Origin of the sequence: Sorangium sp. So ce834 (assembly GCF_051521425.1) — a bacterium.
GTDB classification, from domain to species: Bacteria; Myxococcota_A; Polyangia; order Polyangiales; family Polyangiaceae; genus Sorangium; species Sorangium cellulosum_D.
On record NZ_CP150351.1, the window covers coordinates 3271389 to 3297096 of the forward strand.

The 25708-nt window shown below is 74.1% G+C and carries 19 protein-coding genes and 2 tRNA genes; 10 read left to right on the plus strand and 11 right to left on the minus strand.

Going from position 1 to position 25708, the window contains the following annotated elements; genetic code table 11:
* Positions 1-12: 12 nt before the first annotated feature.
* The 4 genes from WMF20_RS11830 to WMF20_RS11845 form a co-directional block, all read right to left on the minus strand.
* Positions 13-1575, minus strand: a complete 1563-nt coding sequence (locus tag WMF20_RS11830; RefSeq protein WP_437613300.1) for a protein kinase domain-containing protein — start codon at positions 1573-1575, stop codon at positions 13-15.
* 160 nt (positions 1576-1735) lie between these two features.
* Positions 1736-2758, minus strand: coding sequence for a diacylglycerol/lipid kinase family protein (locus WMF20_RS11835; protein ID WP_437613302.1), 1023 nt, complete (start codon positions 2756-2758; stop codon positions 1736-1738).
* Positions 2759-3949 (minus strand): hypothetical protein, encoded by a 1191-nt coding sequence (locus WMF20_RS11840; protein WP_437613304.1) that lies wholly within the window; start codon positions 3947-3949, stop codon positions 2759-2761.
* A 144-nt stretch (positions 3950-4093) separates the two neighbouring features.
* The gene (locus WMF20_RS11845) at positions 4094-5362 is read right to left on the minus strand and encodes a hypothetical protein (protein ID WP_437613306.1); all 1269 of its coding nucleotides are present in this window, start codon (positions 5360-5362) and stop codon (positions 4094-4096) included.
* 335 nt (positions 5363-5697) lie between these two features.
* Here WMF20_RS11845 and WMF20_RS11850 point away from each other — a divergent pair, with 335 nt between their 5' ends.
* Positions 5698-7134 carry an MFS transporter gene (locus tag WMF20_RS11850; protein WP_437613308.1) on the plus strand — a complete coding sequence of 479 codons (1437 nt, stop codon included), beginning with the start codon at positions 5698-5700 and terminating at the stop codon, positions 7132-7134.
* A 108-nt stretch (positions 7135-7242) separates the two neighbouring features.
* Here the strand turns inward: WMF20_RS11850 and WMF20_RS11855 are convergent, their stop codons facing one another.
* Positions 7243-8193 (minus strand): hypothetical protein, encoded by a 951-nt coding sequence (locus WMF20_RS11855; RefSeq protein ID WP_437613310.1) that lies wholly within the window; start codon positions 8191-8193, stop codon positions 7243-7245.
* Between the two features lie 416 nt (positions 8194-8609).
* On the opposite strand from WMF20_RS11855, the gene WMF20_RS11860 reads away from it, so the two are divergent.
* Positions 8610-10091, plus strand: a complete 1482-nt coding sequence (locus WMF20_RS11860; RefSeq protein ID WP_437613312.1) for a M16 family metallopeptidase — start codon at positions 8610-8612, stop codon at positions 10089-10091.
* A complete protein-coding gene (locus WMF20_RS11865; RefSeq protein WP_437613314.1) occupies positions 10088-11635 on the plus strand; it encodes a M16 family metallopeptidase in 1548 nt (515 codons plus the stop codon). Before WMF20_RS11860 ends, WMF20_RS11865 begins: the two co-directional genes overlap by 4 nt.
* A gap of 103 nt (positions 11636-11738) precedes the next feature.
* On the opposite strand, the gene WMF20_RS11870 is transcribed toward WMF20_RS11865, so the two are convergent.
* From WMF20_RS11870 to WMF20_RS11880, 3 genes are all read right to left on the minus strand, one after another.
* Positions 11739-12368 (minus strand): hypothetical protein, encoded by a 630-nt coding sequence (locus WMF20_RS11870; protein ID WP_437613316.1) that lies wholly within the window; start codon positions 12366-12368, stop codon positions 11739-11741.
* Positions 12369-12413: 45 nt separating this feature from the next.
* Complete coding sequence (locus WMF20_RS11875) at positions 12414-13937, minus strand: DUF6600 domain-containing protein (RefSeq protein WP_437613319.1); 1524 nt, start codon at positions 13935-13937, stop codon at positions 12414-12416.
* A gap of 159 nt (positions 13938-14096) precedes the next feature.
* Positions 14097-17678, minus strand: a complete 3582-nt coding sequence (locus tag WMF20_RS11880; RefSeq protein WP_437613321.1) for a HEAT repeat domain-containing protein — start codon at positions 17676-17678, stop codon at positions 14097-14099.
* Between the two features lie 364 nt (positions 17679-18042).
* Here WMF20_RS11880 and WMF20_RS11885 point away from each other — a divergent pair, with 364 nt between their 5' ends.
* Positions 18043-19221: a hypothetical protein gene (locus WMF20_RS11885; RefSeq protein WP_437613323.1), complete on the plus strand. Its 1179-nt coding sequence runs from the start codon at positions 18043-18045 to the stop codon at positions 19219-19221.
* Entirely contained in the window at positions 19218-20006 is a 789-nt protein-coding gene (locus WMF20_RS11890) for an MXAN_2562 family outer membrane beta-barrel protein (RefSeq protein ID WP_129574460.1), read from the plus strand. Before WMF20_RS11885 ends, WMF20_RS11890 begins: the two co-directional genes overlap by 4 nt.
* Before the next feature lie 102 nt (positions 20007-20108).
* Here the strand turns inward: WMF20_RS11890 and WMF20_RS11895 are convergent, their stop codons facing one another.
* Both WMF20_RS11895 and WMF20_RS11900 read right to left on the minus strand, forming a co-directional pair.
* Positions 20109-20678, minus strand: a complete 570-nt coding sequence (locus WMF20_RS11895; RefSeq protein ID WP_437613326.1) for a serine protease — start codon at positions 20676-20678, stop codon at positions 20109-20111.
* Between the two features lie 165 nt (positions 20679-20843).
* Positions 20844-20917, minus strand: a tRNA-Pro gene (locus tag WMF20_RS11900).
* A 155-nt stretch (positions 20918-21072) separates the two neighbouring features.
* On the opposite strand from WMF20_RS11900, the gene WMF20_RS11905 reads away from it, so the two are divergent.
* The 3 genes from WMF20_RS11905 (at position 21073) to WMF20_RS11915 (ending at position 22981) form a co-directional block, all read left to right on the plus strand.
* Positions 21073-21489 carry a VOC family protein gene (locus WMF20_RS11905; RefSeq protein ID WP_129574462.1) on the plus strand — a complete coding sequence of 139 codons (417 nt, stop codon included), beginning with the start codon at positions 21073-21075 and terminating at the stop codon, positions 21487-21489.
* Between the two features lie 303 nt (positions 21490-21792).
* Positions 21793-22740 carry a hypothetical protein gene (locus tag WMF20_RS11910; protein ID WP_437613329.1) on the plus strand — a complete coding sequence of 316 codons (948 nt, stop codon included), beginning with the start codon at positions 21793-21795 and terminating at the stop codon, positions 22738-22740.
* A 168-nt stretch (positions 22741-22908) separates the two neighbouring features.
* Positions 22909-22981 (plus strand) — tRNA-Arg (locus WMF20_RS11915).
* 340 nt (positions 22982-23321) lie between these two features.
* Here WMF20_RS11915 and WMF20_RS11920 read toward each other — a convergent pair.
* Complete coding sequence (locus tag WMF20_RS11920) at positions 23322-24161, minus strand: hypothetical protein (protein WP_437613331.1); 840 nt, start codon at positions 24159-24161, stop codon at positions 23322-23324.
* Positions 24162-24401: 240 nt separating this feature from the next.
* On the opposite strand from WMF20_RS11920, the gene WMF20_RS11925 reads away from it, so the two are divergent.
* Together WMF20_RS11925 and WMF20_RS11930 are read left to right on the plus strand one after the other, a co-directional pair.
* Entirely contained in the window at positions 24402-24755 is a 354-nt protein-coding gene (locus WMF20_RS11925) for a hypothetical protein (protein WP_437613333.1), read from the plus strand.
* Positions 24752-25294, plus strand: coding sequence for a hypothetical protein (locus WMF20_RS11930; RefSeq protein WP_437613335.1), 543 nt, complete (start codon positions 24752-24754; stop codon positions 25292-25294). Before WMF20_RS11925 ends, WMF20_RS11930 begins: the two co-directional genes overlap by 4 nt.
* Positions 25295-25708 lie beyond the last annotated feature (414 nt).

The window sequence follows — 25708 nt, forward strand, 5'->3', positions numbered from 1 at the left end:
GGCATCCCGGCTTCAGAAGTTCGGCCGAGCCGGGACCGGCAGGGCGGCGGAAGGGGTCTTCGAGGTCGTCCGCGGGGCGGCGCTCCGCCGGGCGCCCGCGTTCCGGGGCGCCGCCGCGGGGACGGCGCCGCCGTCCGTCGCCTCGCGGCGCGGCTCGCCGGAAGCCGCCGGCGCTCCGGCCGAGCGCGCCGGCGCGGGGTGGGCCTGGCTCCCCGCGCTTGGCCCGACCGTCGGCGCGGCGGCGGCGGGCGAGGGCAGATCGCGCGGCGCGGCGGACGTCGCGGCCGGGGGCGGGTCGGCGCCGCCGTCGCGCGCGGTCACGCCGCTCAGGGCGAAGAGCGCGAGGCCGATCGTGACGACGGCGGCGACCGCCGCCAGCGCGAGGACGGCGGAGCGCCGCCGGCCAGAGGGCGGCAGCGCGATCTCCTCGCGCTCCTCGCGCGCGAGCGTCTCCACGTCCGGGCTGCTCCGCAGCGGGCGCGCGGCCGGCCGCTCCGAGAGGCGCCGCTGGCCGCCGTCGCTCAGCCAGTGCACGGCGAGCGACGTCCCGGTCACGTCCTCCTCGACCCCGTTCTCGGTGGCCCACCGCGCGAGCGCCACGCCCATGTCGCGCATCGTCCGCCACCGCCCGGCGCGCTCCTTCGCGAGCCCGCGCTCGATGATGCTCCACAGCGCCGCGTCGCCGACGCCGAGCTCGGTGATCGGCACCGGATCCTTCACGAGGATCGCGGCCACGAGGTCGTGGTAGTTGCCGCCCAGGAACGGCCGCTGCCCCGTGAGCGTCTCGTAGAGCACCACCGAGAACGCCCAGACGTCGGTCTGCCCGTCGACGTCGGTGATGCCGCGGGCCTGCTCGGGCGACATGTAGTCGGGGCTGCCGAGCACCGTGCCCGCCTTGGTCACGTCGCCGCCCGCGGTCTCGCTCCACACCTTGGCGATGCCGAAGTCGACGATCTTGGGGGTGACGTCGCCGCGATCGTTCTTCACGAGGAAGATGTTCTCGGGCTTGAGATCGCGGTGGACGATCCTGCGGTCGTGCGCCGCGGCGAGGGCGCTCGCGATCGGCAGCAGGATGCGGAGCGCGGCCGCGGGCGAGAAGCGCTTCCGGCGCTCGATCGCCTCGACCAGCTGCTCGCCGCGGAGGACCTCCATCACGATGTACGGATCGCGGTGGTCGGACTCTCCGAAGTCGAGCACCCGGACGATCGAGGGGTGATCGATGCGCGCCGCGGCGCGCGCCTCCTGCTGGAGGCGCAGCGTCGCCTCGGTCGAGGTGACCTCGCGTCGGATGAACTTGAGCGCGACGTCGATGTTCAGCACGTCGTTGTGGGCGAGCCACACCATCCCCATGCCGCCTTCGCCGAGGACGTAGCGCAGCCGGTACTTGCCGCCGATCACGTCGCCCTCGCGGTAGATGCGCCGCGTCGACCGCCCCGGCCCGGGCGACGGCGCGCCGATCTGCCGGAGCGACGACAGGAGCGATGGATCGAGCGACTCCGGATCGAGCGACTCCGGGTCGCCCGCGTCGGGAGCGCTGCCGCGCGGGAAGGCCGCGGACGACGAGGGGCGGCTCACGCCATCAGCCCGCAGCGTCGATCCCGTCGAGGGTGCGGGCGCGGAGGTTGAGCGCGGCGACATGGAGCGAGGGTATTCTAACTTTGCCGGTCTCCTACAGCCATGGTCTCGCGCGGCCGTGCGCGCGTAGCGAGCGCGCGCACGCCGCAGGAGCGCTCGGTCAGCCCGCGCGGCGCGCGCCCTCGCCGGGAGCGCACACCTCGTGCGATGTGCGCCGAACGGCGACAGGGCGGTGGCCGGTCTTGTGCTCCACGAGGATTTTTACCCGCGGGCCGATGCGCACCGTGAGCGGGCCGACGTGCTCGTGCACGTCCCCATCGCACACGTAGCGGACCACACCGGAGCGCGCCTCGAGCACCGCGCGCTGCGCGATCTTCTCGAACGTGTGCGCCTCGCCCATCGGCTGCGCTCGCCAGATGTCGCGCAGCTTCCGCACGAAGCCGAGCGCGGAGGTGTGGATGCCCAGCATGTGGAAGCTCTCGGGGCGCTCGTCGTAGCGGTGGAACGGGCGGAACCCGAGGCCGATCTGGTCGACGGTGCCGGCGGCGACGGCGAGGTAGTCGCGGTCCGGGAAGGCCGAGCCGTCGTCGAAGTGGACGCGGCCCTCCCAGCGCGCGGCGACCTGGGTGTCGGTCTTGAGGAGCACGGCGGCGCTCGCGCGGGCGAGGACCTTCGCGGCCCAGATCGCGCTCCGCTCCTCGCTGCGGTTGTACTCGGCGATGAACCCGTGGACGCAGCCGGTGCCGAAGATGAAGCCGTAGTGGGCGCCGATCCGCATCACGTGGCGCTCGACCGAGCGCAGCGGGTGCCGGCCGCGGTCGGTGTAGCGCGCGATGAGCCCGGCGAGCAGGCCGTCGGGCCGCCCGCGGGGGACGCCGACGGCGTTGGCCACGGTGTTCATCGTCCCGCCGCGCAGGAACGCGATCGGCGGCAGCGGCTCGTCCTCGTAGACGTCGAGGAAGCCCGTGATGGTGACGTGGTTCGTGCCGTCGCCCCCCGAGATGCCGAGCACGTCGATGGAGAGCTTCCTGAAGTCCTCCGCGATCCTGGCGAGGTCCTCGCGGGTGCGCGCGGTGCGGACGACGCCGTGGTCGCCGAGCGTGCGCGCGAGCCGGACGGCCGCGCGGGGGTCGCTCAGGTTCTGGCGCGAGCGGGGGTTGATGATGACGCCGATGCCGCCCATCTAGCGCCGGCCTTGCGGCGTCTTCCACCGCGGCTTGAGGTGGACCCGCATGACGTCCGCCATCAGGCCGAGGTGGGCGCAGTGGTCGGGCTTGTCGTCGCCGGTGTACCCGCGGACGTGGAAGTCGCCGCGGTCGAAGCGCTGGATCATGTCGAGGCCGAGCACGTCGCGGCGGGAGGAGCCGCGCGGCTTGCCCCGCAGCTGCTGCACGATGAAGTTCGCCGTCTCCGCGGTCGACGCGTAGCCGGGCGGCAGGATGGAGGAGTGGCTCATGAACATGAACGCCTCGCCCGCCGCGGCGCGCCGCGCGAACGCGATGAACGGCTCGATCTGCGCGACCTTGAGCTTGCGCTGGTGCTCGTCGGCGTACCCGGCGTGCAGCGAGTCGAGCAGCACGAGCGCGTCGACCCGCTTGCCGGCCGGCTGGCGCAGGATCTGCTCGACGGCGCCGTAGCCCGCGCTCCACGCCGAGAGGCCGAGCTTCCGGATGTAGACCTTCTTCTTGCCGGTCTTCTTCGCCACCGCGCGCTCGATGCTGTCGAGCAGGTTCTCGAAGACGTAGGGCGCCGAGAACGCGCTCGAGTACGCGCCCGAGCCGATGCCGAGATCGATCCCGACGAGGACGGCGCCGTCGGCCGTCTTCACGAACTCTTTCCGGAGCGCCTCGTGGCCGTGGAAGTGGATGAGGACGTCGAAGCCGCCGCGCTTCGTGACCCCGCCCTTGTGGGGCATGATCATCTGCCCCACCGAGGGCGCGCGGGACCACCGGTCGTAGACGCCCCAGCCCGGATCGGGCGTCATGCACGGGTTGATGTCGCCGCGGCGCTTCTTCGAGGGGGTGGCGCGGCTGCTGGTCGCCCCCGGCCGGTCGCGCCGCGCCGGGCTGCGATCGGCGCGCTGGCCGGCTTCCGGGGCTTCGCCGCCCGCGCCGGAGGGCGGGGCGCCGGCGCCGTCCGCCGCGGGCGCGCCGGCCTGGGGCGCGCCGTCTTCCTGGGGCGCGCCGTCTTCCTGGGCCGCGCCGGCCGGCGGGGCGGCCTGCGCGGCCGGCGGAGGCTCCGGGGGCGCGCCGGCGTTCGCGGCGGCCGGGTCCTGCGCCGCTGCAGGGGGCGCGGCGAGCCACCAGGTGGCGGCGAGCAGCGAGAGGAGCGCCCATCGCCCGGGGGGCCGGCGGGCCTGCAGAGGAGTTTTCATGTCGGGTGGGCCTCCATTCCATGGAACCGCGTGTGGATCGAGCGATCGGTGCTGGGGCGCCGCCGCGGCGCCGTCCGCCGCGACGGCGCGCGGGCGTCCGGCGGCGGCGCGGGCGGCGGGCGGGGCGCCCTGCCCGGGCGAGCGTCACCCCGGCGGCGGCTTCCCCTGGGGGAAGGCCGCGCCGGCGTCGGCGGCGGCGAGGATGCGCTCCTCGGCTTGCGAGGCGAGCTTCTCGACCGCCGCGGCGGCGTCGGCGGGGGGCAGCGAGCGGAGGAACTGGATGAACTCCGGCTCGAGGCCGGGCTTCACGCCGCTCAGGACGAGCACGATCGGGATGGCGGGCTTCTCGACCTCGGCGAGCTCGGTGGCGCGGGCGCGCCAGCGGCTCGCCCCGATGGCGAGGCGGAAGGCCCACTGCCCGCCGAGGCCGATGAGGAGGCCGGTCATGACGCCCGCGACGAAGAGGTCGGCGTCCTTCGGCGCGAGGAGCGCGGCGGAGAGCCCGCCGATGGCCGCGCCGATGACGATGCCGGGCTCGCCGCTGTTGTGCGCGGCCGCGGTCTTCAGGATCTCCACGGCCTGCATGCCCGGGCGCCCGCTGCGCACGGCGTCGCGCAGCGGCAGCAGCGTCGCGAGGCGGCGCATCGAGGCGGCGCGCACGCCCAGGTAGCTGATGAGCAGGGCGCAGACGGTCAGCCCCACGCCGACGCTCACCGCCACGCGCCGGGAGAAGACGCCCTGGGGGAGCGGCTCGCGGACCATCGCGGTGAGCGCGCGCTCCCGGTCGCGCTCGGCGTTCGCCTTGTAGGCGGCCTCGGCGTCCTTCGTGGCCTGGGCGACCTTGTCGGCGGGGATGTCGGCGAGGAGCGAGAGCAGCTGCTTCGCCGCCTCGAACTGCTCGGCCTCGGCGGTGCCGGGCGGCGTGATCGCGGCCGCCTTGACGATGGCGTCCCAGGCGGGGATCGCGCTCACGCGCGCCCCGAGGAGCGCCTCGGTCGCCTCGCGGCAGCCGGCGAGGGTCTTGACCTGCTTGTAGAGCGGCTGGGCGGAGGCCCAGGCGCCCTGCTTGTCCGGCTCCTTGGGCTTCGGCGGCGGCGTATTGCGCTGCGCGCGCGTCTTCGTGACCGGCGGCGGCGCCGGGGGCTCCTCGCCCGGGGCGGGCATGCGCGCGGATTTCGCGGCCTTCTTGAAGAGGTCGATCTCGACGATGAGCTTCTCGCCGGCGAGGGCGCACGCGCGCGCGGGCGCGATGCGGGCCTCGGACTCCTCGGCCTGCCGCCGCGCGGCCGGGTCGGGGACGAGCCTGCCCTCCACGGTCACGAGGCGGAGGACCGCCACGGCGATGCACAGCACGAGGATGGCCGAGGCGATGAAGGTGGCGCGGACCTCCTCGCGCCGGGTGTACTCGTTCACGCTCGCTCCCTCGGAAGTACCGGAGATGGGCAGGTCGGCGCGAGGGCCGCGCGCGCCGGGGCGGCCGCGCGGCCGTCCGGGCACGCGGCGCCACGATCGGCGTCGCGGCCGTTACGGCAGGGGGACACCGAGGGAGCGCGAGCCCGTCGCATGCAGTTCACCGTTAAACCAGATGCCGGACCGATACCACAGCGTCGCTCGCAATGGAGTCCGCTGCTTCCCTCGCGTCGGCGTCGGCGCGGTTCCGCGCGGCGCGCACGGTGCTGCGCGGTGGTCTGCGCCCCCGAGCGCCCTGGAACTTGCTCCGCCCCGGGGCGCTTCGTGTAAGGGTAGGCGTGGAGGCTGCCGTCACATCCCACAAGTCCGTCGAGCCCGCTGCCCCGGCGCGCACCGCGCTGTCCGATCAGGGCGCGGAGGCCGCGAGGCGCGGCGCCCCCGCGGGAGCGTCCGGCGCGGCGGCGGCGCCCGGCGCGGCGGCGGTGTCCGGCGCGGCGGCGGTGTCCGGCGCGGCGGCGGAGCGGGCGGCGAGCCGGGGGCTGTGGATCTCGTCGACCTACTTCGCCGAGGGCTTGCCCTACGCGATCGCGCACAAGGTGGCGGGGGAGTTCTTCACGGCGGCGGGGGCGAGCCTCCAGATCATCGGCCTCGTGTCGCTCTACGGGCTCCCGTGGAACCTCAAGTTCCTCTGGAGCCCGCTGGTCGATCTCCACGGCAGCGCGCGGCGCTGGCTCGTGGGGGCCGAGATCGCGCTCGCGGTGATCCTCCTCGGCCTCGCGGCGACGGCGGACAGCGGCGCGCTCGGGCTCGTCGCGGCGCTGTTCGGGCTGGTCGCCGTCGCGGCGGCGACGCACGACATCGCGGTCGACGGCTTCTACCTGCAGGCGCTCGACAAGGACGCGCAGGCGGCGTTCTCGGGGCTGCGGGTCGGGGCGTACCGGCTGGCGCTGCTCGCGGGCGCGCTCCTTGTCGCGTTCGCGGGCTGGGCGTCCTTCGGCGCGTCGTTCGCCGTCGCGGCGGCCGCGCTCGCGCTGCTCGCGGGCGCGCACGCCGTGGGATTGCCACGCCCCGCGGTAGCGCCCGCGCCCGGCGCCCCGGCGGCGGGCGCTCCGGCGGCGTCCGGAGCTGCCGCGGCGTCCGGAGCTGCGGCCGCGCCCGGGGTGGCGGCGCCGGGAGCCGCCGGGCTGCGGCGGTACGTCGAGCCGTTCCGTGCGTTCCTGCGCCAGCCCCGGATCGCGTCGAGCCTCGCGTTCATCCTCTGCTACCGGGCGGGGGACGCGCTCATGTTCGCGATGTCGTCGCCGCTGCTGAAGGACCTCGGCCTCGACACGGCGGCGCGCGGCAACGTGGCCGGCGTCGGCACGGTCGCCTCGATCGCCGGCTCGACCCTCGGCGGTGTGCTCATCAAGCGGTGGGGGCTCGCGCGCACGATCTTCCCCATCGCGCTCCTGCAGAGCCTGGCGATCCTGCTCTACGTGGCGCTCGCGTGGCTCAGGCCGGCGCTCCCGTGGATCGTCGCGCTCGTCACGCTCGAGCAGCTCGCCGCCGGGATCGGCACGGCGGTGCTCGTGGTGTTCCTGATGCGGCGCTGCGTGGACGGGTACAAGTCGTCGCACTTCGCGATCGGGTCGGCGCTGATGTCGGTCTCGGCGACGTTCGCCGGCAGCGTGAGCGGCTACCTCGCCGCCAGCGTGGGGTTCACGGCGTTCTTCGCGATCGCCTTCGCCGCGTCGATCCCGGGGGTCGTCCTGTCGCGCTGGGTGCCGCGGGAGTAGTTCCGCCCGCCCAGACGGGGCGCCGCGCGTCGTCGGCCGCGCATCGAGCACCGGTCGTTCGGGAGGGAAGCCCTCCTGCTCGACGCCGCCGGTCGCGGAGGCGCGCGCTCACTCCGCGTCGGGGCCGAGCAACCAGGCCAGCAGGGCCTCGGTGTCCAGCTCGAACACGGCGGCAGCCGCCTGGGGATCGCCCAGCGTGCTCGCCCTGTTGGCCACGGCGGCTTGCTCCACGGCGCTCAGCTCGCGGCGCAGCCGGCGCGCGAGCACGCCCCGCAGCATCTCCTCGATACCCTGCTTGCGTCCCTTCTCGATACCCTGCTCCACGCCCTTTTCGATACCCTGCTCGAACACCTCCCGCAGGGTTTCGCTCGCCAGGATCGATTGCTGATCCAGCTCCTGTACTCGCATCCTGATCTCCTTGTGCCAAGTGTGCCCCCAGGGGGCCAGCTCCGCCAACACCTGCATCACGGCATACAGCTCCGCGCGCTGCTCGTCGCGAGGCTCGCGGCGGCGGATCTCCTCGACCACCTGCCGGATCGAGCCCTCCGTGGCGTCGACGGCGAGGGGCGTGAAGACCAGCCAGAACACGCCCGGTCGCGCCATCAGCTCGGCCACCTTGCGCTGGTAGACAGCCTCGATGCGGAAGCGCTGTCCGCAGAAGCGCTCGCTCTCGGGCCAGTTCGTGCGGAACTGCCCCTCGAGCGGCCACGGAGCCGCGCGCCCGCTGAGGAGGACGGCCACGCTCTCCACCGGGGGAATGGCGCCGTCGCCCCGGCCCGGGTCGACCGCGGCCCGGAGCGAGAGCACGAGCAGGACCGCGTACTCGAACATGCGGAGCGCGAGGTCATTGCCCGGCGCGACAATGAACTCCAGCTGCACCAGGCGCCGCTCACCGCCGCCGCGGAGCTCGAGGACCCGGTCGATCCTGCGCTCCAGCGCGGTCAGCTGCGTCTCGACCCACGAGACCGAGTCGACCGCAAATGCGAGCGTCAGACCCCGAGCGAGCTCGTCGCCGCAGCGCAGCGCGATGTGCCGCAAGGCGATGTCGTACTGACCCATTCCACCGATCTCCACGTGGGCGCACGCAGCGAGAGAGGCCGCTGCGCCCGACTGCCCCAGCGCTCCACCTCGACCCTCGACCGGCCCTGTGCCGCCCGAGGTGCTCTCGTTGTGGATTCCGGGCAGGAGGCGCGGACGATCCGGAAATGAGACGAGAGGGCCCGCAAGGCCGCGGAGAGCAGTCCGATCGAGGACCGGCAGGGGGCGGCGCCTCCGCCCGCAGCGCCCGCGAGCCCGGCCGGCGCTCCGCCTTCGTGAGCCCGGCTGTCCCGCGCCCGCGCCGCGCTTTCCTTCCGCTTCCGCCGTGCGTCCGTTGTCCGTGACAACTTGACAACGGCACCCTCGCCGGCCGCATCTCGCCCTCGGTGCTCCCGGCCGCTTGCGTCCCGCCTGGGACCGGCGCAACCCTCGGGCCCATGCAGACCCGCGCGCGTCACCCGCCGCTCCCGCGCTCCACGGGGCCGATCCTGGCCGCCGTGGCCGCCGCCTTCTCTCTCTCCGGGCCGAAGGCCGCCCCGGCCGCGCCGCCCGAGGCCGCCGCTCCGAAGCCCGCGCCGGGAGCGCCGCCCGCCGCCTCTCCCGCGCCGAAGCTCGACGTCCCCTTCACCAAGTACGCCCTCAAGAACGGCCTCACCGTGATCCTGCACGAGGACCACGCGCTGCCGATGGTCGCCCTGAACCTCATGGTCAAGGTCGGCTCGCGGTTCGAGGAGCCGGGGCGCACCGGCTTCGCGCACCTGTTCGAGCACCTCATGTTCATGGGCACCCGCCGCGTCCCCACGAAGCAGTTCGACGCGTGGATGGAGGCCGAAGGCGGCTGGAACAACGCGTGGACCAGCGAGGACCGCACCGACTACCACGAGGTCGCGCCGGCCCACGCGCTGCCGCTCCTGCTGTGGCTCGAGGCCGACCGGTTCGCGTCGCTCGCCGACAGCATGGACATCGCCAAGCTCAACACGCAGCGCGACGTGGTGAGGAACGAGCGCCGCCAGACCAGCGAGAACGAGCCCTACGGCAAGGTCGAGCTCCTCCTGCCCTCGCTGATGTACCCGAAAGGGCACCCCTACCATCACCCGGTGATCGGCTCGCACGAGGACCTCCAGGCCGCGACGGTCGACGACGTGACCGCGTTCTTCCGGCGGTGGTACGTGCCGAACAACGTCTCGCTGGTCGTGGCCGGCGACTTCGATCCGCAGAAGGCGCGCGACACCATCGAGCGGTACTTCGGCGGCATCCCGGGGCGGCCGGTCCCCACGGTGGCCGCGCCGCCGCCGGTGAAGCTGAGCGGCGTCGTGCGCCAGACGATCGAGGACAACGTGAACCTCCCCAAGGTGGTCATGGCCTGGCACAGCCCCGCGCGCTTCGCGCCGGGCGACGCCGAGCTCGATCTGCTCGCCACCGCGCTCGAGCAGGGAAAGGCGAGCCGCCTCTACAAGGCCCTCGTCTACGACAAGGCGCTCGCCCAGGAGGTGAGCGCCCAGCAGAGCTCCGGCGATCTCGGCTCGACGTTCACCGTCGAGGCGATCGCGCGGCCGGGCGTGCCGCTCGACAAGCTCGAGGCCGCCATCGACGCCGAGCTCGCCCGCGTGCGCGACGAACACCTGAGCCGCGAGGAGCTCGATCGGGCCAAGAACCAGTACGAGACCGCCTTCGTGACGGCGCTCGAGTCGGTCGCCGGCCGGGCCTCGATGCTCAACCGGTACGAGACGTGGACGGGCCAGCCCGGGTTCGTGGAGCAAGATCTGAAGCGCTACCGCGACGCGACCGCGGCGTCGCTGCAGGCGACCGCGAAGAGCACGCTGGACCCGAACGCGCGGGTGATCGTGAGGGTCGTGCCGAAGGGCAGCGACGAGGCGAAGAAGGGCAGCGACGAGGCGAAGAAGGCGGTGACGAAATGAGAGCGAGGAACGCAGGCGCGCTGATCGCGCTGCTCGCCGCGGCCGTCGGCTGCGAGCCGAAGGCGCCGGCGCAGTCCCCGGCCCGGGCGGAGGCGCCGCAGAAGGCGCCCCCGGCCGCGGCCGCCCAGCCCGCGGACCCGCTCGGGCCCAAGCCGGAGCTGCCCAAGCCGGAGCCGTTCACGCCGCCCGCGCCCGTGGTGCTCGACGGCCCGAACGGCATCAAGGTGTGGCTCCTCGAGCGCCACGCGCTGCCGATCGTGGCGGTGTCCATCTCCGTCGCGTCGGGGTCGGCGGACGACCCGAAGGGCGCCGCGGGCCTCGCCCACATCACGGCCGACATGCTCGACGAGGGCGCGGGGCAGCGCAGCGCGGTGGAGCTGTCCAGCGCGATCAACGATCTCGGCGCGACGCTCTCGGTCGGGGCGCGCGCCGACGGGAGCGTCGCGGCCCTCTCCGTGCTGAAGAAGAACTTCGACAAGGCGTTCTCGCTCCTCGCCGACGTCGTCGCGCGCCCGCGCTTCGAGGCGAAGGAGTGGAAGCGCGTCAGCGAGCTCTGGCAGAACGACCTCCGGAAGCGCGGCGACGACCCGACGCGGGTCTCGGCGCTGGTCTCGACGGCCGCGCTCTACGGGCCGGGCACGCCGTACGGGCACCCCGTCGAGGGCCTGCTCGCGGACGCCAAATCGATCGGGCTCCCGGCCGTCAAGGCGTTCTACAAGGCGGCGTGGCGCCCCGATCGCGCGGTGATCTCCGTGGTCGGCGACATCACCCGGGACGAGGTGATGCAGGCGATCGCGCGGGACCTCGGGGCCTGGTCCGGCAAGGGCGCGCCCGCCGGCGCCGCGCCGGCCGACAAGGGCGCGCCCGCCGCGCCCGCCGCGGCCCCGGCCTGGAAGCCGCCGCGCCTCTTGCTCGTCGACCGCCCGGGGGCGCCGCAGTCGGTGATCGCGGTCGTGCGGGAGGGGGTCACCGCGAGCGATCCGCGGCGGCCGCTGCTCCAGCTGATCAACACCGCGCTCGGCGGCTCGTTCACGTCGCGCCTGAACCAGAACCTGCGCGAGGATCACGGCTGGTCCTACGGGGCCGCGTCGGCGTTCAGCGAGACGAAGCGGCCGGGCGTCTTCGTCGCGCGGGCGTCCGTGGTCACCGAGGCGACCGGACCCGCCCTGAAGGAGATGCTCGCCGAGCTTGCCAAGATGGCAGACTCCGGGCTGACCCGGGACGAGCTGGCGAAGGTGCAGGCGCAGGACCGCGCGGACCTGGTCTCCGCCTACGAGACGGTGAACCGCACCGCGCTGCGCCTCGGGACGCTGGCGCGGCTCTCGCTGCCGGAGACGTTCGACGGCGCCGCGAGCCAGGCGCGGCAGCAGGCGACGCTCGCCGGCCTCGCGGAGCTGGCGAGGGCGGTGGATCCGAAGGGGGCGACCCTCGTGCTCGTGGGCCCGCGGCAGGAGATCTTGCCGCAGCTCCAGACGATCGGCCTCGGCGAGCCGGAGGCGTGGGACGTCGAGGGGCAGCCGATCCAGCCGAAGAAGGCGCCCTGAGCGGCCCGCGTCCCCGCTGCCCGCGCTCCTCCCGCCGCGCGGGCAGCGGGAGGAGCGGCGCCGTCCCCGCGCGCTCTGCGGGGCGAGGTCGGCGCCCGCGCCCTCAGGGCGAGGTCGGCTGGAAATCGATCGGGTTCGTCGGCGCGCCCTCGTGCAGGACGCCGTCGCCGAACCAGTAGACGTAGCGAGGTTCCTGGGCGCCGTCGAGGTACGCCTCCAGCCGGACGATGGCGCCCTCGGTCGTGGTGAACGTCATCGCGTCGATGTCCGAGCCGGTCTCGGCGTGGAGGTACGCGATGCCGTCGTCGGCGAGGCGCGTCGCGTCCGTCTTCTCGAGGTCGGTCCCCACGATGTCGAACAGCTCGGACGACGTGTCCACCGAGGCGTAGAGATCGAAGCTGCAGACGACCTTGGAGCGGTTCGTGTCGCAGGTCGTCCAGAGCCGCCACGTCCCGCCGGCCGCGTACTCGACGAAGATGCCGACCCCCTCGCCCGGCTCGCTGCTCAGGGCGGCGTCCGTGTCGATGGCGACGAGCCTCGGCTCGTCCGCGGGCGGGGGAGGCTGGTTGTCGTGGTCGTCCTCCCAGCCGTCCCCATCGCCGTGCTGGTGGCCCCGGTGGTGGCCGTCCTCGTCGACGATGATGCAGCCGGACGAAGCCAGGGGCACGGCGACGAGAAGGAACGACCACAGTCCCAGTGAACGAAGCTTCACGAAGTCAGCGGAAAACGTCATCGCATCTGCTCCTGCCCGTGGACGTCGCAAGACGTGGACCAATCGCTATCTCGACCGCGGACGCGCCGGCGGCGCCGGCGCTGCCCGCCCCGGAGCCGAGCCCGACGGGAGGTGGATCCTGGGCCGCGGGGCCGGCGGCGCGCTCGGGAGGGCGTGCGGCCTCGCGACCGGCGCGCTCAGCTGCGGCGCCGGCGTCGGCGCCGGCGCCGACCGCTGCGGGACGGCGCGCGGCGCGGACGGCGTGGCGTCGACGCGCGGCGCGGGCGGCGCGGTGACGGTGCGCGGCGAGGGGGCGACGCGCGGCGCCGGGAGCGCGCGCGGCGTCGGGGCGGGCGCTTCCGACGGGGGCGCGACGGTCGCCCTCGAGGCGCGGTGCGGCGCGCCGGCGCGGGGCAGGGGGCCCGCGCCGGAGAAGCCCCGCCCCGGAAGGCCGGGCCTGGCGACGGAGGCCGGCGCGTCGCCGTCGTGCGACCTCGGGGTGCGCAGCGACGGCGACGCCCGCCGATCGCCCGACGGCGCCGGGGGCGCCGAGAAACGGCGCGACGACGGGGGCGCGAGGCGCGCGCTCGGCGTCGTGCTCTTGCGCGCATAGGCGAGGGCGCGGGGATCCGCCTTGCCGCGGGCCTTCGGCGCAGCCGACGAGGGGACACGGGCCTCGGCGAGCGAGGGCGATGCGGGGCGGTAGCTGCCAGGACGGATGCCGTGGGACGGGCTGGAGGGCCCCCGCCTGCCGTCCGGGCGGACGTCGTCGCGCCCGGTCCTGCTCACGGTCGGCCGCGCCGGCCTGTAGGGGTGCGAATGCGCGGCGATGCGCCGGACGACCTCGCGATCCCGGACGACGTGCCGGTGCACGTGGTGGTGGAACACGTAGGTCGTCGGGCAGAAGACGTACGCCGCCGGCGGCACCGTCCACAGCGACACCGCGACGCCGCTGCTCCAGTAATAGGTGGGCGGCATCGGAGCCCAGCCGATGTAGCCGCCGTCGCCGACGCGCCAGACCACCCACGCCGGGGCGTAGGTGCGCCCCGGGATCCACGCCCAGCCGTGGACGGGGATCCAGACCCAGCGGCCGTAGTGGAAGGGGATGTGACCCCACTCGTAATCGCTGACCCACAGCCACTCGCCGTCGTCGGTCAGCTCCCAGCGGCCCGCGGTCTGGTAGGGCGCGAAGCCCGGGCCGACCACGACCGCGGAAGGCACCCAGACCCGGCCGTAGCTCGCGTCGTCGATCCAGGTGCCGTACGGGGCGAGCGGCTCCTGGAACTCGATCACGGCGCTCGGGTCGGTGTCCTCGTACTCGTCCACCGCGAGCTCGGCGCTCACGCCGACCTCGGCCTGGACCGGCTGGGTCTCGGTGGGCCGTGAAGCCGCGGTCTCACCGGCGGCGAGGGGCTCGTCGGTCGTGTAGCCCTGCGGCAGGCCCTGGGCGGCGGCGCTCGACGGCGCGGCGACGAGCGCGGCGAGCAGCGGCAGCGCGCCTGCGAGCCGGCGGAGCCGGGCCCTGGTGATGCCCGACGCCGCAGGCGCAGGGCGCTTCGGGGGAGCGGGGGGGAGAGGCATCGGGTGCATGATGGGTCCTTCTCGAGGGGGATGCCAGGAAGAGGTCGGGCTGGCCTCGGGCGTCCTCGGGTCTCTTCAGACGTCCTCGCGCGCCGGAACAGTCACCGCGCGCTGCAAGCTTCGTTCCGGAGCTCGGCCCGCGCGCCGTCGCTCCTCGCGGCCCTTGCCTCAATCGAGGTCGCTGTCGTCGAGCGCCGGCGCCTCCTCGTCCGACGGCGGCGGCTCTCGCGAGGGCAGCGGCGGCGGCTTCGGCAGGAGCGACAGCCGCGCGTGCGCGTCGGCCAGCTTGCGATCGGCCTCGCGCAGGCGCCGGTTCAGCACCCGGATCACGGCGTCGGCGATCTCGGCCGTCTCCCGCACCGCCTCGTGGAAATCCTCGGCGGAGACCCGGAGCAGCTCCGCGTCCTCGGTGACCACGGCCGTCGAGCCCCGCGGCTCGCTGTCGAACAGCGACATCTCGCCGAAGACGTCGTTCGCGCCGAGCCGCGCGATCTCGCGGCCGTCCAGGGTGAGGCTCACCTCGCCCGAGATGATCGAGTAGAGCGCGCCGCCCGGCTCGCCCTGGCGGAAGATGACGTCGCCCCGGGCCAGCGAGATCACGAGCGAGCCGCGCGCCAGCGCGACGAGATCGTCGCCGGCCACGCGCGAGAACAGCGGGACACGCTGGAGGAACAGGACCTTCTCGATGGTGGTGTACATCTCGTCCTCGGGCTCGATGCCGGTGCCGCCGGTGACCGCCCAGTATCGTGCGTAACGGGCCACCGCGGGATCCTCATCGGCCCGCAGCTCGGCGAGGCGCTCGGGGGCGCCGGCCGGCGACGTGACCGCGATCGCGATGGCGGCGGCCTCGCGGACGAGCGGGTCGGGATCCCAGGTCGCGGCGAGCGCGTCCGCGGCCGCGCCGGCGATGGCGCGCCGCGCGACGGCGTCGAGCGCGAGCGCGGCGCTGTAGGGCTCGCCGCGCACGAGCTCGCGGCGGATCCAGGCGACGGCGGCGGCCTCCGGCGGCATCGGCATCCGGGGGAACTCGGCCGAGAGCGCGAGCAGGCGCTCGACGAGGGAGACGAGGCGCTCGCGAAGCGGCCGGTCGAGGAGCGACTCCAGCACCTCGAACGCGTTGGCCCGCAGCGCCGGATCCGGGCCGAAGACGTGGGTGCGCACCAGGGCGACGACCTCGCGCGGGTAGGCGAGCTCGCACAGCCGGAGCACGCGGATGATCCCCTTGCGCAGCCGGCGGAGCTGGTGCTGATCGAGCAGCGGGCCCGCGACGCGGGGGCGCACCGCGATGTACGCCTCGCGCGTGCGGACGTGCTCGACCGTCTCGTCGTCGATGCAGGCGCGGATGCGCCGGAGGGGGGCCGGGGGCGCGCGCAGCGCGAGGCGCAGGCGCGAGGCCGACGCGAGCACCTTCTGGCGGAGGGCCTCGTTCGGGTGGTCGATCTGGGCGAGCAGCGCGTCGAGGGCGCCGTGGCTGGAGAGCCGCGCGAGCACCCGCGGGATCGCGAGCCGCGCGCCGCGCGGGGTGCTGTCGTCGTCGAGGCGCGCCGCGAGCTCGGGGATGGCGGCGTCGCCGAGCGCCTCGATGGCCCGGGCCGCGGCCGGCGCGAGGGCGCGCTCGGCGAGGGCGTCCGCGAGCAGCGGGAGCAGGCGCGGATCGGCGACGCTCGACGAGGAGCGCACGGCCTGGCGGCGCACCGCGGGGTCGGGGTCGCCGATGAGCCGCGCGAGCGCGCGCTGGAGCGACGCGTGGCCGACCATGCCGAGGATGCGGGCGGCGGCGACGCGGTCGCGCGGGGAGGGGCTCTCGAGCAGCGCGCGCAGCCGCGGCGCGCCCTCGAGCATGCCGTCGAGGCCGCAGTGGCGCAGGAGCGCCGCGATCGCGGCGGCCCGGAGCTCGTCGTCGCCGGGCGCGCCGGGGGAGGCGCCGCGCGGCGCGTCGCTCTCCCGCGCGAGCGCGAGCAGCTCGTCGTGGGCGTCCTCCCGCAGCAGCGCCGCGAGGGCGTCGACCGCGGCGACGCGGACCGCGGTGTTCCGGTCGCGGATCGCCGCGCGCGCGATCTCGGCGCCCTCTTCGTGATCGAGCTCCGCCGCGAGGCGCACCGCGAGCGCGCGCACCCTGGCCGAGCCGTGGTGCGCGAGCGCGGGCACGGCCTCGCGCACGAGGGCGGGGTCGAGCTGGCGGAGCTGATCGACGGCGAAGAGCACCTGCGTCATGGCGCGGCTGTAGAGCGCCTCCTTGAGGATCGCGCGCGTCTGCGGGCCGTAGGCGACGCTGTCCGGCCCGAGCTGGCGGCGCATCAAGGTCCTGCGCATGGCGTCGAAGTAGCCGCGCCGCACGAGCGGGATGAGGGCGATGGTGGCGACGCAGAGCGGGAGGCAGTAGAGGCCGAGGCGCGCGGCCTCCTCGACGAGCGCGGGGCCGGTGGCGGCGGTGGGCGCCATGGCGAGCAGGACCAGCGCGCCGAGGCCGTAGCCGAGGGGCTTGGCGATCGCGGAGACGAGCGTCCGCACCCGCTCCCGGAGCGCCGGCGGGAACGGGAAGAAGAGCAGCTGCATCGTCGCGTCGTAGATCGTGAACTGGAGCGCGTTGTCGCTCAGCTTCATGATGGAGGCGAAGGCGAGCGAGGGGATCGCGACCAGCGCGGCGGTGCTGGCGGTGAACGCGGCGGGCATGGCGAGCAGCCCGCCGAGCACGCCGTGACGGCGGAGGACCGCCGGCGTCGCGCCGAGCTGCACGAGCAGGCCGAGCAGGCCGACGGCGCCGTAGAGGTGCGCCATGAACCGGGCGAGATCGTCGCGGTCGGGGTAGGCGGTGAGGGCGATCGCCTTGAACTGGTAGTCGCCGACCGTGAGCACGGTGAAGAGGAGGAGCGTCAGGAGCGCGATGGTGAGGGCGTAGCGCGATCGCCACACTTCCATGCGGGGGAGGCGGGCCTGGATGAGCTCGTCGTCGCCGGACGGGGGCCGCTCCAGCGGGTGCCGCCGCGCGAGCGCCGTGGTGAGCGAGGCCATGCCGAGCAGGGCGGCGATGAGCACGAACAGCAGGTTCTCGGTGCCGATCCACGTCACGACGAGGCCGGTCCCGAAGCCGCAGGCGACGGTGCCGACGACGCGGCCGCTGCCGATCAGGCCGAAGAGGCGCTTGGCGCTGCGCGCGTCGTGCAGGTCCTGGGCGACGGCCCAGACGAGGACGGCGGTGAAGTTCGCGATGATCTCGGACCAGATGTAGAAGACGAGGATCGCGGCGCGCACCTCCTGGCCGATGAGCACGCGCAGGAGCGCGAACGTGATCGCGCCGAACAGGGCGAAGGCGACGCACAGGCGGGCGCGCGGCAGGCGGCGGGCGACGCGGTCGTAGGCGAGCGCCGCGACCGCGGAGGCGGCGCCGTACACGATCCACATCGGCGCGATCCAGGTGACGGGGAACCTGGTGAGGAAGAGCGCGTCGCGCGCCGAGCGGCCGACCACGAAGATGAGGGCGGCGAGGAAGAGCAGGCAGAAGAGCAGCGCGGACCGGTGCAGCTCGACGCGGGTGAGCGTGACGCCGAGGACGGCGGTGTCCGTGCTCGGCGGCGCGCCGCTCGGCGGCAGCCGGCTGGGCCGGCTCGACGCCGGGCGCACGGACGGGGCGGACCCGGGCGCAGGCGCGCCGTCCGGGCGCGCGCTCGGCTGCCCGGAGCGCAGCGGCTCCGGGGCGGCCGCGCGCCCCTTCGCGCTCGGCTGCGCGGGAGCGGCGTCGGACGGGTCCACCCGCCCCAGGCTAGCCGAGCTCTCTCGAAGAGCGCGTGTTTCAGGCCACGCGGCGCGCCCGGCGTCGCGGCGCGGCGCGGCGGCCCGCTCGCCCCCGCGCGCCGCGGCGCCGCTGCCAACTTGTCAGGAACGGCCCGCGACGGTGGCCAGCTCGTCATTTCGCGCGTCGCCGACGTGGGCGTCGCGGCGCCCTCCGGCGGGGGCGGCCGAGGGGGCCGCCGGTGCTTCCGAGCGCGGCGGACGCGGGCTTCGGAGGGGGCTCCGACTCGGGCAGAGGCGCGGCTTCCCTGCTGCTTCCCTGCTGCGCGGAGGGCTGTGCGAGGCATTTGCGGCGTGGTACGAGCTGTGCTGAAAGGACCCGCCCATGGACACGACAAGGACTCTCGTGCGGCCCTGGCCGCGAGGGCGGCGGCTCCCCCGGCTGTGCGCGGCGGCGCTCGCGGCGGCGGCGCTCGCCGGAGCCGCGCGCCGGGCCGAGGCGACGGTGACCATCAGCACCGACGTGGACCGCACCGGGGACAGGCGCCCGGACGCGGAGAACCCGCTCTGGATCAGCCGCGAGGACTGCCTGACGGACAACGATCTGCGCTTCACGGTCACGCTGACCGGCTTCTCGACCAGTCAGACGCTCGAGGTCTGGGTCAGCGAGTCGCAGGACTGCACGCTCTACTCGAACCGCGACACGGGCACGCGATGCCGGCGGATCAAGGCCGTGTCGCCCCTCGACGACACGATGGAGATCGAGCTGTCGGCCAAGGAGATCGCGGCGGCCCTCGGCGCCGAGGGGTGCGAGGGCACGAGGTCCAGCACCGGCGCGGTGTCGGTCACCATGTACTTCATGCGGCTCGAGTCGCTGGACCAGGACGGGCCGGATCACGCGAAGTGGGAGAGCACCAAGATGGATCTCCAGGGGCCGAAGCCGCCGACGGAGGTCGAGGCGCACCCCGGCGATGGTCGTCTCCTCGTCGACTTCAAGCAGAACGAGGACGAGGACGTGGAGGGGTACTATCTCTACTGCGACGGAGGGGGGCAATCCTCGTCCGGCGCGGGCGGGGCGGGGGCCGGCGGAGGCGACGACGGCGCGGGGGCGGCCGGCGGCGGGAGCGGGGGCGGAGCGACGGGAGCCGGCAGCTCCGGATGCCAGGCGTCGCGCCTGGTCCCCGGGGAGGTCCCGGAGAGCGCGTTGCGGTGCGGCAAGGTGGGGAAGGCCAACCGTGGCGAGGCGATGAAGTTCGACAACGGGGAGGCGATCGCCAACGGCAAGCCGTACGTCGTCGGCGTCGCGGCCTATGACCTCGTGGGCAACGCCGGCCCGCTGTCGGAGCTGTCCTGCGCGACGCCGGTCGACGTCGACGGGTTCTTCGAGAAGTACCGGGACGCCGGCGGGCAGGCCGGCGGGGGGTTCTGCAGCGTCGGGGGGCCGATCGGGGCCGGCCGGTGGGTGTCGGCGCCGCTCGGCGTGCTCGTGGCCGGCGCGGCGCTCGGCCTGTGGCGCCGGGGCCGCCGGCTTCGCGCGCGTTCCATCACGCAGGAGAGCCAATGAACCGTCATCTCCGTCATCTTGCGGCGGCGTGCCTCGCCGGCACCGCGGCGCTCCTCGTCGTCTCCGCGGCCGGCGCGCAGACGAGCCGGAGCGACTGGCGGCAGCACGATCGGGGGAGGATCCTGAGCGAGGAGCGCTATGCCTCGCCTCAGAGCTTCGCGTTCGAGCTCCGCTTCGCCCCGTACTCGCCGGAGGTCGACGAGGAGTTCTCCGGCGCGGGTCCTTACGAGGGGACCTTCGGCGACGGCGCGCGGTTCTATTTCGGGATGGAGCTCGACTGGCTGCCGCTCCGGATCCCGTACGTCGGCGCGATCGGCCCGGGGCTCGGCTGGGGGTACACGTCGGCGTCGGCGAAGGCGTTCGAGGCGGGCAGCGACACGAGGGCCGAGGCGGAGGAGACCTCGTTCACCGTCATGCCGATGCACCTGTCGGCGGTGCTTCGCGGCGACGAGCTGATGCGCCGGACGGGCATTCCGATCGTTCCCTACGCGAAGGCGGGCCTCGGCATGGGCCTCTGGTACACGTCGTCCGGCCCTGGGACGGCGGTGGTCGATGGGGTCCGCGGCGAGGGCATCACCTGGGGCACGCACCTCGCGCTCGGCGCGATGCTCGCGCTCAACTGGATGGATCGCCGCGCGTCGTCGCAGCTCGATGAGACGACGGGCATCAACCACACCTACTTTTTCGGCGAGTGGATGTACGCGAACCTCGACGGGCTCGGCTCGAGCTCGCAGATGCACGTCGGCACCTCGACGTGGGTCCTGGGGCTGGCCCTCGATATGTGAGACGCCGCGCCCGGCGCTTCCGCGGGGGAGCCGCGGCGCCGGGCGCTCAGGAGAGCGCGTCACCGGACGCCCGTGGGCGGGCGCGCGGCGGCGGGCGCTCGCTCAGGGCGCGCCGTCGTCGAGCGGCGTGGCGCCGTCGTCCTCCTCGATCACCGTCGTTCCCCGGGGCCGGGTCGTGGCCGGGCGGCGCGGGGGGCTGTCGCTCTCGAGGGCCTTGACGGTCTCCGGAGAGGGAGGCCCGAAGATGGGCACCACGAACTCGCGCGCGGTGCCCTCGCGCTCGTAGGCGATCTTGAGCTCGCTCGCGCTGGCCAGGGTGCGATAGGCCGCGAACAGGTCGTCCGGGCGCTCGAGCGCCGTGCCGTTCACCTGGGTCACGACGTCGCCGGGCTTGAGCTCGATGGCGCTCCAGTCGGCCGGCAGCGCGAGGATCTTCCAGCCGATGAACGCGCCGGCCCGGATGACCTCCTCGACCGGGACGCGCCGCAGGATCCAGGGCGGGCCTTGCTGCAGCACCCGGTCGACGTCGGCGCGGGCGAGCTGCCCGGCGGGCGCCGCCTGCTTGGCCGGGGTTGCGCTCTGCGCCTGCTTGGCCGGGGTCGCGGCCGGAGCGGCCGCCTGCTGCCCGCCGCACCCCGCGAGGACGGACAAGGAGAGACATGCGCCGAGCATGAGCCTTCCGCGCGTCGACATCGGCGGGACTATGCGCGGGAGACCCGAGGGGGCCAAGTAAGCTGCAGGCGCGACGGGGACGATGAGAGCGGGCGGCAGAGCAGGCGAGCGCTCTGGCAAGGGGCTCGTCGGGATCGCGACAGGGGATGGGATCGTCGGAGAGGGTCGGGGAGGCGGGATTTGAACCCGCGACAACGAGCACCCAAAGCTCGTGCACTACCGGACTGTGCGACTCCCCGGGCGGAACGTCCGCGAGCGGGACCATAGACGAGGTGTGTTGCCGGGGCAAGCCAGCTCGCTCGGGCGCTCGGGCCGGCGGGGGCGCGTGACGCGCGGGTTTCGTGCGGTTTTTCGGTGCGGCGCCGCGAGAAAGGCGCTGAGATGACGGGGCTGCATGGGTGAGACGCTGCCGTCGCTGTCGGTCCATCACCTGGCCGTGGTCGTGCGCGAACTGGAGCGGGCGGAGGCGTTCTATGCGGGCGTCCTCGGGCTGCCGGTGGTGCGGCGCTGGACGGACGAGGCCGGAGCGCCGCGGTCGGTGTGGCTCGGGCTCGGGGGCGGCGCCTTCCTGGCCGTGGAGCGGGCGGCGGTCGCCGGGCCGACGCGCTCGGACGAGGCGCCGGGCTGGCACTGCGTCGCGCTGGGGATCGCCCCGTCCGAGCGCGAGGCGTGGCGCCGCCGGCTGGCCGCGGCGGGCGTGGCCGTCGAGCGGGAGAGCGCCTACACGATGTACGCGCGCGATCCCGAGGGGAACCTGGTGGCGCTCAGCCACTACCCGGAGCCGCAGGTGCCGCGGCTGGACGCGGGCTGATCGCGTGCCGGCGGCGTGCGGCGTGCCTGTGCGGAACGGGGGGGGCCGACGCGCAGGGAGGAGGGAGCGGCGAGCGGTCGGCGCGGGGAGCCGAGGGGGCCATGGGGTCACGCGACGCGGGCGGCGTGGCGCGAAGGCGCAGGCGCAGTGCGCGCGGAGCGCGGGGATGAGAAGATGGAAGGTCGGGCGGCGAGCCAGCCTGCTGGAAGCTGCTCGAGGGCAAGCGCGTCGAAGGGGAACGAACGAGCCGGAGGTTTCAAGATGCCGCGTTCAACGTCCGATTCCGTGTCGCCTGATGCTCCTGTGTCGCTCGTGCTCCCCTTCGGGGCGATCGGGCTCGTGGGCGGCTGGCTCACCGCAGACAGCTTCCATCTCCCGGACCGCTCGCTCCATTACCTGCTCGCGGGCGTGACGCCGGTCGTCGCGGGGCTCCTGGGCCACTACCTGACGAGCCGGATCGGAGGCGTGGGGAGCGCCGGCGCGGCGGCGCCGGGCGCGGGCGCGGGGTGGGCGGACGGACTGGGGTGGGCGGACGGACCGGGGTGGGCGGACGGACCGGGGCGGTGGACCCGGCGGGGGCCGATCGTGGCGAGCCTGCTCGCGCTGTGGGCCATCGTGGTGGCCGGCGTCGTCAACGGCATGACCGTCGGGCTCGTGCTGGGGCCGGCGGGGATGATCGTCGGCGCGCCGTTCGGCGCCGTGTTCTCGCTGCCGTTCGTTCCGGCGCTCGCGGTGGTGCTGCTCGCGGCGAACCGCGTCGGGAGGGCGCGCGCAGGCTCCATCGTGGCGCAGGCGGATCGGCGCGCGGTGTGGTCGGCGACGGCGGCGGTGATCGCGACGGCGGCGCTGGCGGCGCCGGCGCTCTTCGGGAGGCCGGCGGCGCCCGAGGTGGGGCGCGCGGTGGCGGCGATCGGGCTCGCGGTGGCAGCGGCGGTGTTCGTGGTCGACGCCGTGGCTCTGGCGAAGGTGCTGACACTGCGGCTGCCGCGGAGGCTGGTCGGGGCGGAGGAGGCGAGAGAGGGCGGGGCGGGGATTGGGGTGGGGGCGGGGGAGAGGGTCGACTTCGGCCTCGGGGACGAGGTGCGGGTCGAGGTGGTGCGGCCGACCCACGCCTACCGGGGGGCGCCGCAGATCGCCCGGGTGGTGCGGGGGAGCCGGGAGCGCGCGGCGGGGGCGCTGCGGGCAGGGCTGGCGCGGGGTGGGATCGCGCTGGCGATCGGGGCGGCGCTCTGGGGAGGGCCGTGGGCGTGAGCGAGGGGCGGGGAGGTCGGGGCGGGGAGGGGAGGACGGCGGACGAGCGGCGGGACGGGGCGGAGAGGAAGCGGAAGGGCGGACTGAACGGCGAGGCGGCAGGGGATCGGGCTTGAAACGCGAGGCGAGGTGTGCCAGGGTCCCGCCCCCGTAGCGGCTGTTGCCCCTGCCCCCGTAGCTCAGTGGATAGAGCAGCGGTTTCCTAAACCGAAGGTCGCAAGTTCAATTCTTGCCGGGGGTGCTCGAGATCCTTCAGGATCTTGGCTCCGTACCAGATAGGTGGGTGGCCGCGGGCAGATGGCGCCGAGACCTCGAGAACGCCTGCGCCCGACGGACTGAATCGGCAGCGCCGACTTGGGGAGGTGGGCGTGAGGGAGCGGTAGCAGAGCGCCGTGGACTCATGGGCGAACCGCTGACGAGCTCGCCAGCCGGTCACGCGCGATGAGGTGCAGGTAGTGGAGCGCCGCGCCTGGCACCTGGCTGCGCTGTAGCGCAGCTCGCGGGCGGGCTTTGCCGCACCAGGGATGGCGCTGCCGTGGTGTTGGAACAATTCAGCCCGCGCTCTCCACAGGCTCCCCTGGCTATCGGAGCACCACTCCCGCGAGCGACGAGGTTGTCGCGAGAACGTGCTGGGCCAGAATGCGATCGACCTCCAACCCGTCATGATGCGGTTGGCTGCCGTGGCGCTCAGGGTTGCAGAGTGACTTTATCGTTTTGACCTGTTCCAATATCCGATCACGGCCGAACTTCCCGTAGCGCTCATCGACCTTCTGTCCGAACTGGTTTAACTCATCGAGGGCACGGTAGCAGACACGGGCGACTTCCGAGTAGTGGCCTTCGCTGAAGGCCCGCTGGGCCGCCGCGAGGTGATCCAATGCGCGTTTCGCGGTCTCGTCGACAGGGGAGCCCGTTGGAGTGGCGACTTCGACGACGTAGCGGCCCGGAGGTCTGATGACGGCCAGGATCTGCTGACACCAGGTATCCCGCGTCAATTCGAAAGGCTCGGTTCGGATATCGGCGGCGGGCACTCGGTCGCCCCACATTACTGCAGCAAGGTCATGAAACGGCTGGGTAGAGGCGCGGTAACCCTCCTTACGTACCACGGCGAGTTGGCCCTCGATGCGAGCGTATAGTCTTCCGGAATCGCGGAAGCGTTCAATGCGATCGAAGGCATCGCCTGGTAGATCGGTGACGAACTCAAACACAACTTCGCTCGGCGTCATCATCCGCCCGGCCCGCTCACGATTGGTCCACCGAGCTGGCAGGAACATCGGAGGATAGCCCGGGGCGGAGATCAAGCTGGATGCAATAGGGTCACGCGAGAAGCTGGCTCTGCCCTCCCAGTACAGGGCATATGCGCGATCCTGTTTGGTTCCGAAAAAGTCAGTCGCGAGTCGGACCTGCCATTCCAGGTAATCCACGGCATTCCTAACAGCGACGACCTTACTGATGACGTGGGTTCCCATATCGCGTCTCTCGGGCGGCGAAGTATAGCAGCCTTGCAGCTCAAAGCCAGCTGGTTCGGATGCGTCAACTTGGCGTGCACTGTTCACGCAGGCGAAAGGATCTCCTCCCGCCCACGCGCGCGATCTGCGACGCCCGCTGGCGGGCGGCGGTGCGCCGGGGGGGCTCGCCCCGCTCGCCCCCCTGGTTTACCTGCGTTGCTCGACCGCTACCCGACGCTAGAGGCGCAGGCGCGCGAGTGGAGCAAGCGGATCGGGCCGAAGTCCGCCGTGCTGCTCGACGGCCCCAGGAAGGAGTGGATCCTCGAGCCAGGGCTCAGGGAACGCGAGGCGGTGAGCTACGGCCTGCGGCGAGAGCACGGCGCCGTGTGGCAGCTGCCGGGCCGCATGCACGACGACGCGCACAAGGACTGGTCGCAGCTCTGGGCGCCGGTGCACCGCAAAGCGACGCGGGACGGCGAGGAAATCGACCTGGTGGACGAGCTCGCGCGGGGCTCGGAACTGCTTCTCGGCGGCGCGTTGCCGCCGTGGCTCGTGGAGGTGCTGCGATGAGCAACGACGACGACGACATTGACGTGGGCGCGTGGTGGGTCTCGCAGAAGGCGAAGGAGACCTACGCCGAGCTGCGGCGGCGCTGGGACGCGCTGATCGCTTGGGGCGTGGGGGACAAGCTGCCGAACGTGCGCCGCCAGCTCGACGTGTGGCGGGAGTTCTCGGCGAAGTGGGAGACCGGCGACGAGGACACGAGCGCGCTCGCGGCCATGTCGGCCGACCTCCAGGTGGCCGAGAGCTACGCGCGCGAGAAGGGCTACGCGGGTGGCGGGCCGCAGGTGCGCCCCCCGGACATCGAGGAGGCGACGGGGCCGCTGAAGAGCGCCGCGGCGGTCGACCGCGCCGCAACGGCCGTGGGGCTGCCGCCGTCGGTCATCGGCTCGAACACCCTCCCCGAGATGGCGCAGGGGGCGGTCCGGGCCTTCCACGGGCTGCCGCGAGCCGTGCAGCTCGGCGCCGGGGCGGCAGCTGGCGGGCTCGTTCTTTACGGCGTGCACCGGCTGACCGAGGGCACGCGGCGCAAGCGGAGGCCGCGGTGACGCGCTTTGCGCCGCTGCCTCCGCCGCGCGCGACCCGCGAGGCGCGGGCACTGGAGACCTGGGCCCGTCGCTTCCGCGCCTTGGGCGTCTCGCCGGCGGCAGCGCACCAGCTCGCACGCCACCGGGTCGCGGTCGCCGTGGGCGGGGTCGCGTTCGCGACGGGCGTGGTCGGTACCTTCGTCGCGAAGCGCCGGGGCCAGGACACGCCGAGCGGGAACGCGCCGCCCGGCCGGACGAGCTCCGTCGACGCGCGGCCGCGCCCGGTCGCCGTCGTATGGCTCGGCCCCGTGAGCGCGGCGCAGGTCGCGGGCGCCTGGCTCGCCGGCGAGCCCGTAATACACCGGGCCTGTACCGGCGACGGGTCGCCCTCGTGCAGCCAGATCGCGGACAGCTGGCTGGACGGCGACGGGAGGC

Excerpts from the sequence above, each read along its gene's own strand:
- WMF20_RS11875 (WP_437613319.1), bottom strand. The coding sequence starts at position 13,937 with ATGCACCCGATGCCTCTCCCCCCCGCTCCCCCGAAGCGCCCTGCGCCT.
- WMF20_RS11865 (WP_437613314.1), top strand. The coding sequence starts at position 10,088 with ATGAGAGCGAGGAACGCAGGCGCGCTGATCGCGCTGCTCGCCGCGGCC.
- WMF20_RS11890 (WP_129574460.1), top strand. The coding sequence starts at position 19,218 with ATGAACCGTCATCTCCGTCATCTTGCGGCGGCGTGCCTCGCCGGCACC.
- WMF20_RS11905 (WP_129574462.1), top strand. The coding sequence starts at position 21,073 with ATGGGTGAGACGCTGCCGTCGCTGTCGGTCCATCACCTGGCCGTGGTC.
- WMF20_RS11870 (WP_437613316.1), bottom strand. The coding sequence starts at position 12,368 with ATGACGTTTTCCGCTGACTTCGTGAAGCTTCGTTCACTGGGACTGTGG.
- WMF20_RS11855 (WP_437613310.1), bottom strand. The coding sequence starts at position 8,193 with ATGGGTCAGTACGACATCGCCTTGCGGCACATCGCGCTGCGCTGCGGC.
- WMF20_RS11835 (WP_437613302.1), bottom strand. The coding sequence starts at position 2,758 with ATGGGCGGCATCGGCGTCATCATCAACCCCCGCTCGCGCCAGAACCTG.
- WMF20_RS11895 (WP_437613326.1), bottom strand. The coding sequence starts at position 20,678 with ATGCTCGGCGCATGTCTCTCCTTGTCCGTCCTCGCGGGGTGCGGCGGG.
- WMF20_RS11930 (WP_437613335.1), top strand. The coding sequence starts at position 24,752 with ATGAGCAACGACGACGACGACATTGACGTGGGCGCGTGGTGGGTCTCG.
- WMF20_RS11885 (WP_437613323.1), top strand. The coding sequence starts at position 18,043 with ATGGACACGACAAGGACTCTCGTGCGGCCCTGGCCGCGAGGGCGGCGG.
- WMF20_RS11860 (WP_437613312.1), top strand. The coding sequence starts at position 8,610 with ATGCAGACCCGCGCGCGTCACCCGCCGCTCCCGCGCTCCACGGGGCCG.
- WMF20_RS11840 (WP_437613304.1), bottom strand. The coding sequence starts at position 3,949 with ATGAAAACTCCTCTGCAGGCCCGCCGGCCCCCCGGGCGATGGGCGCTC.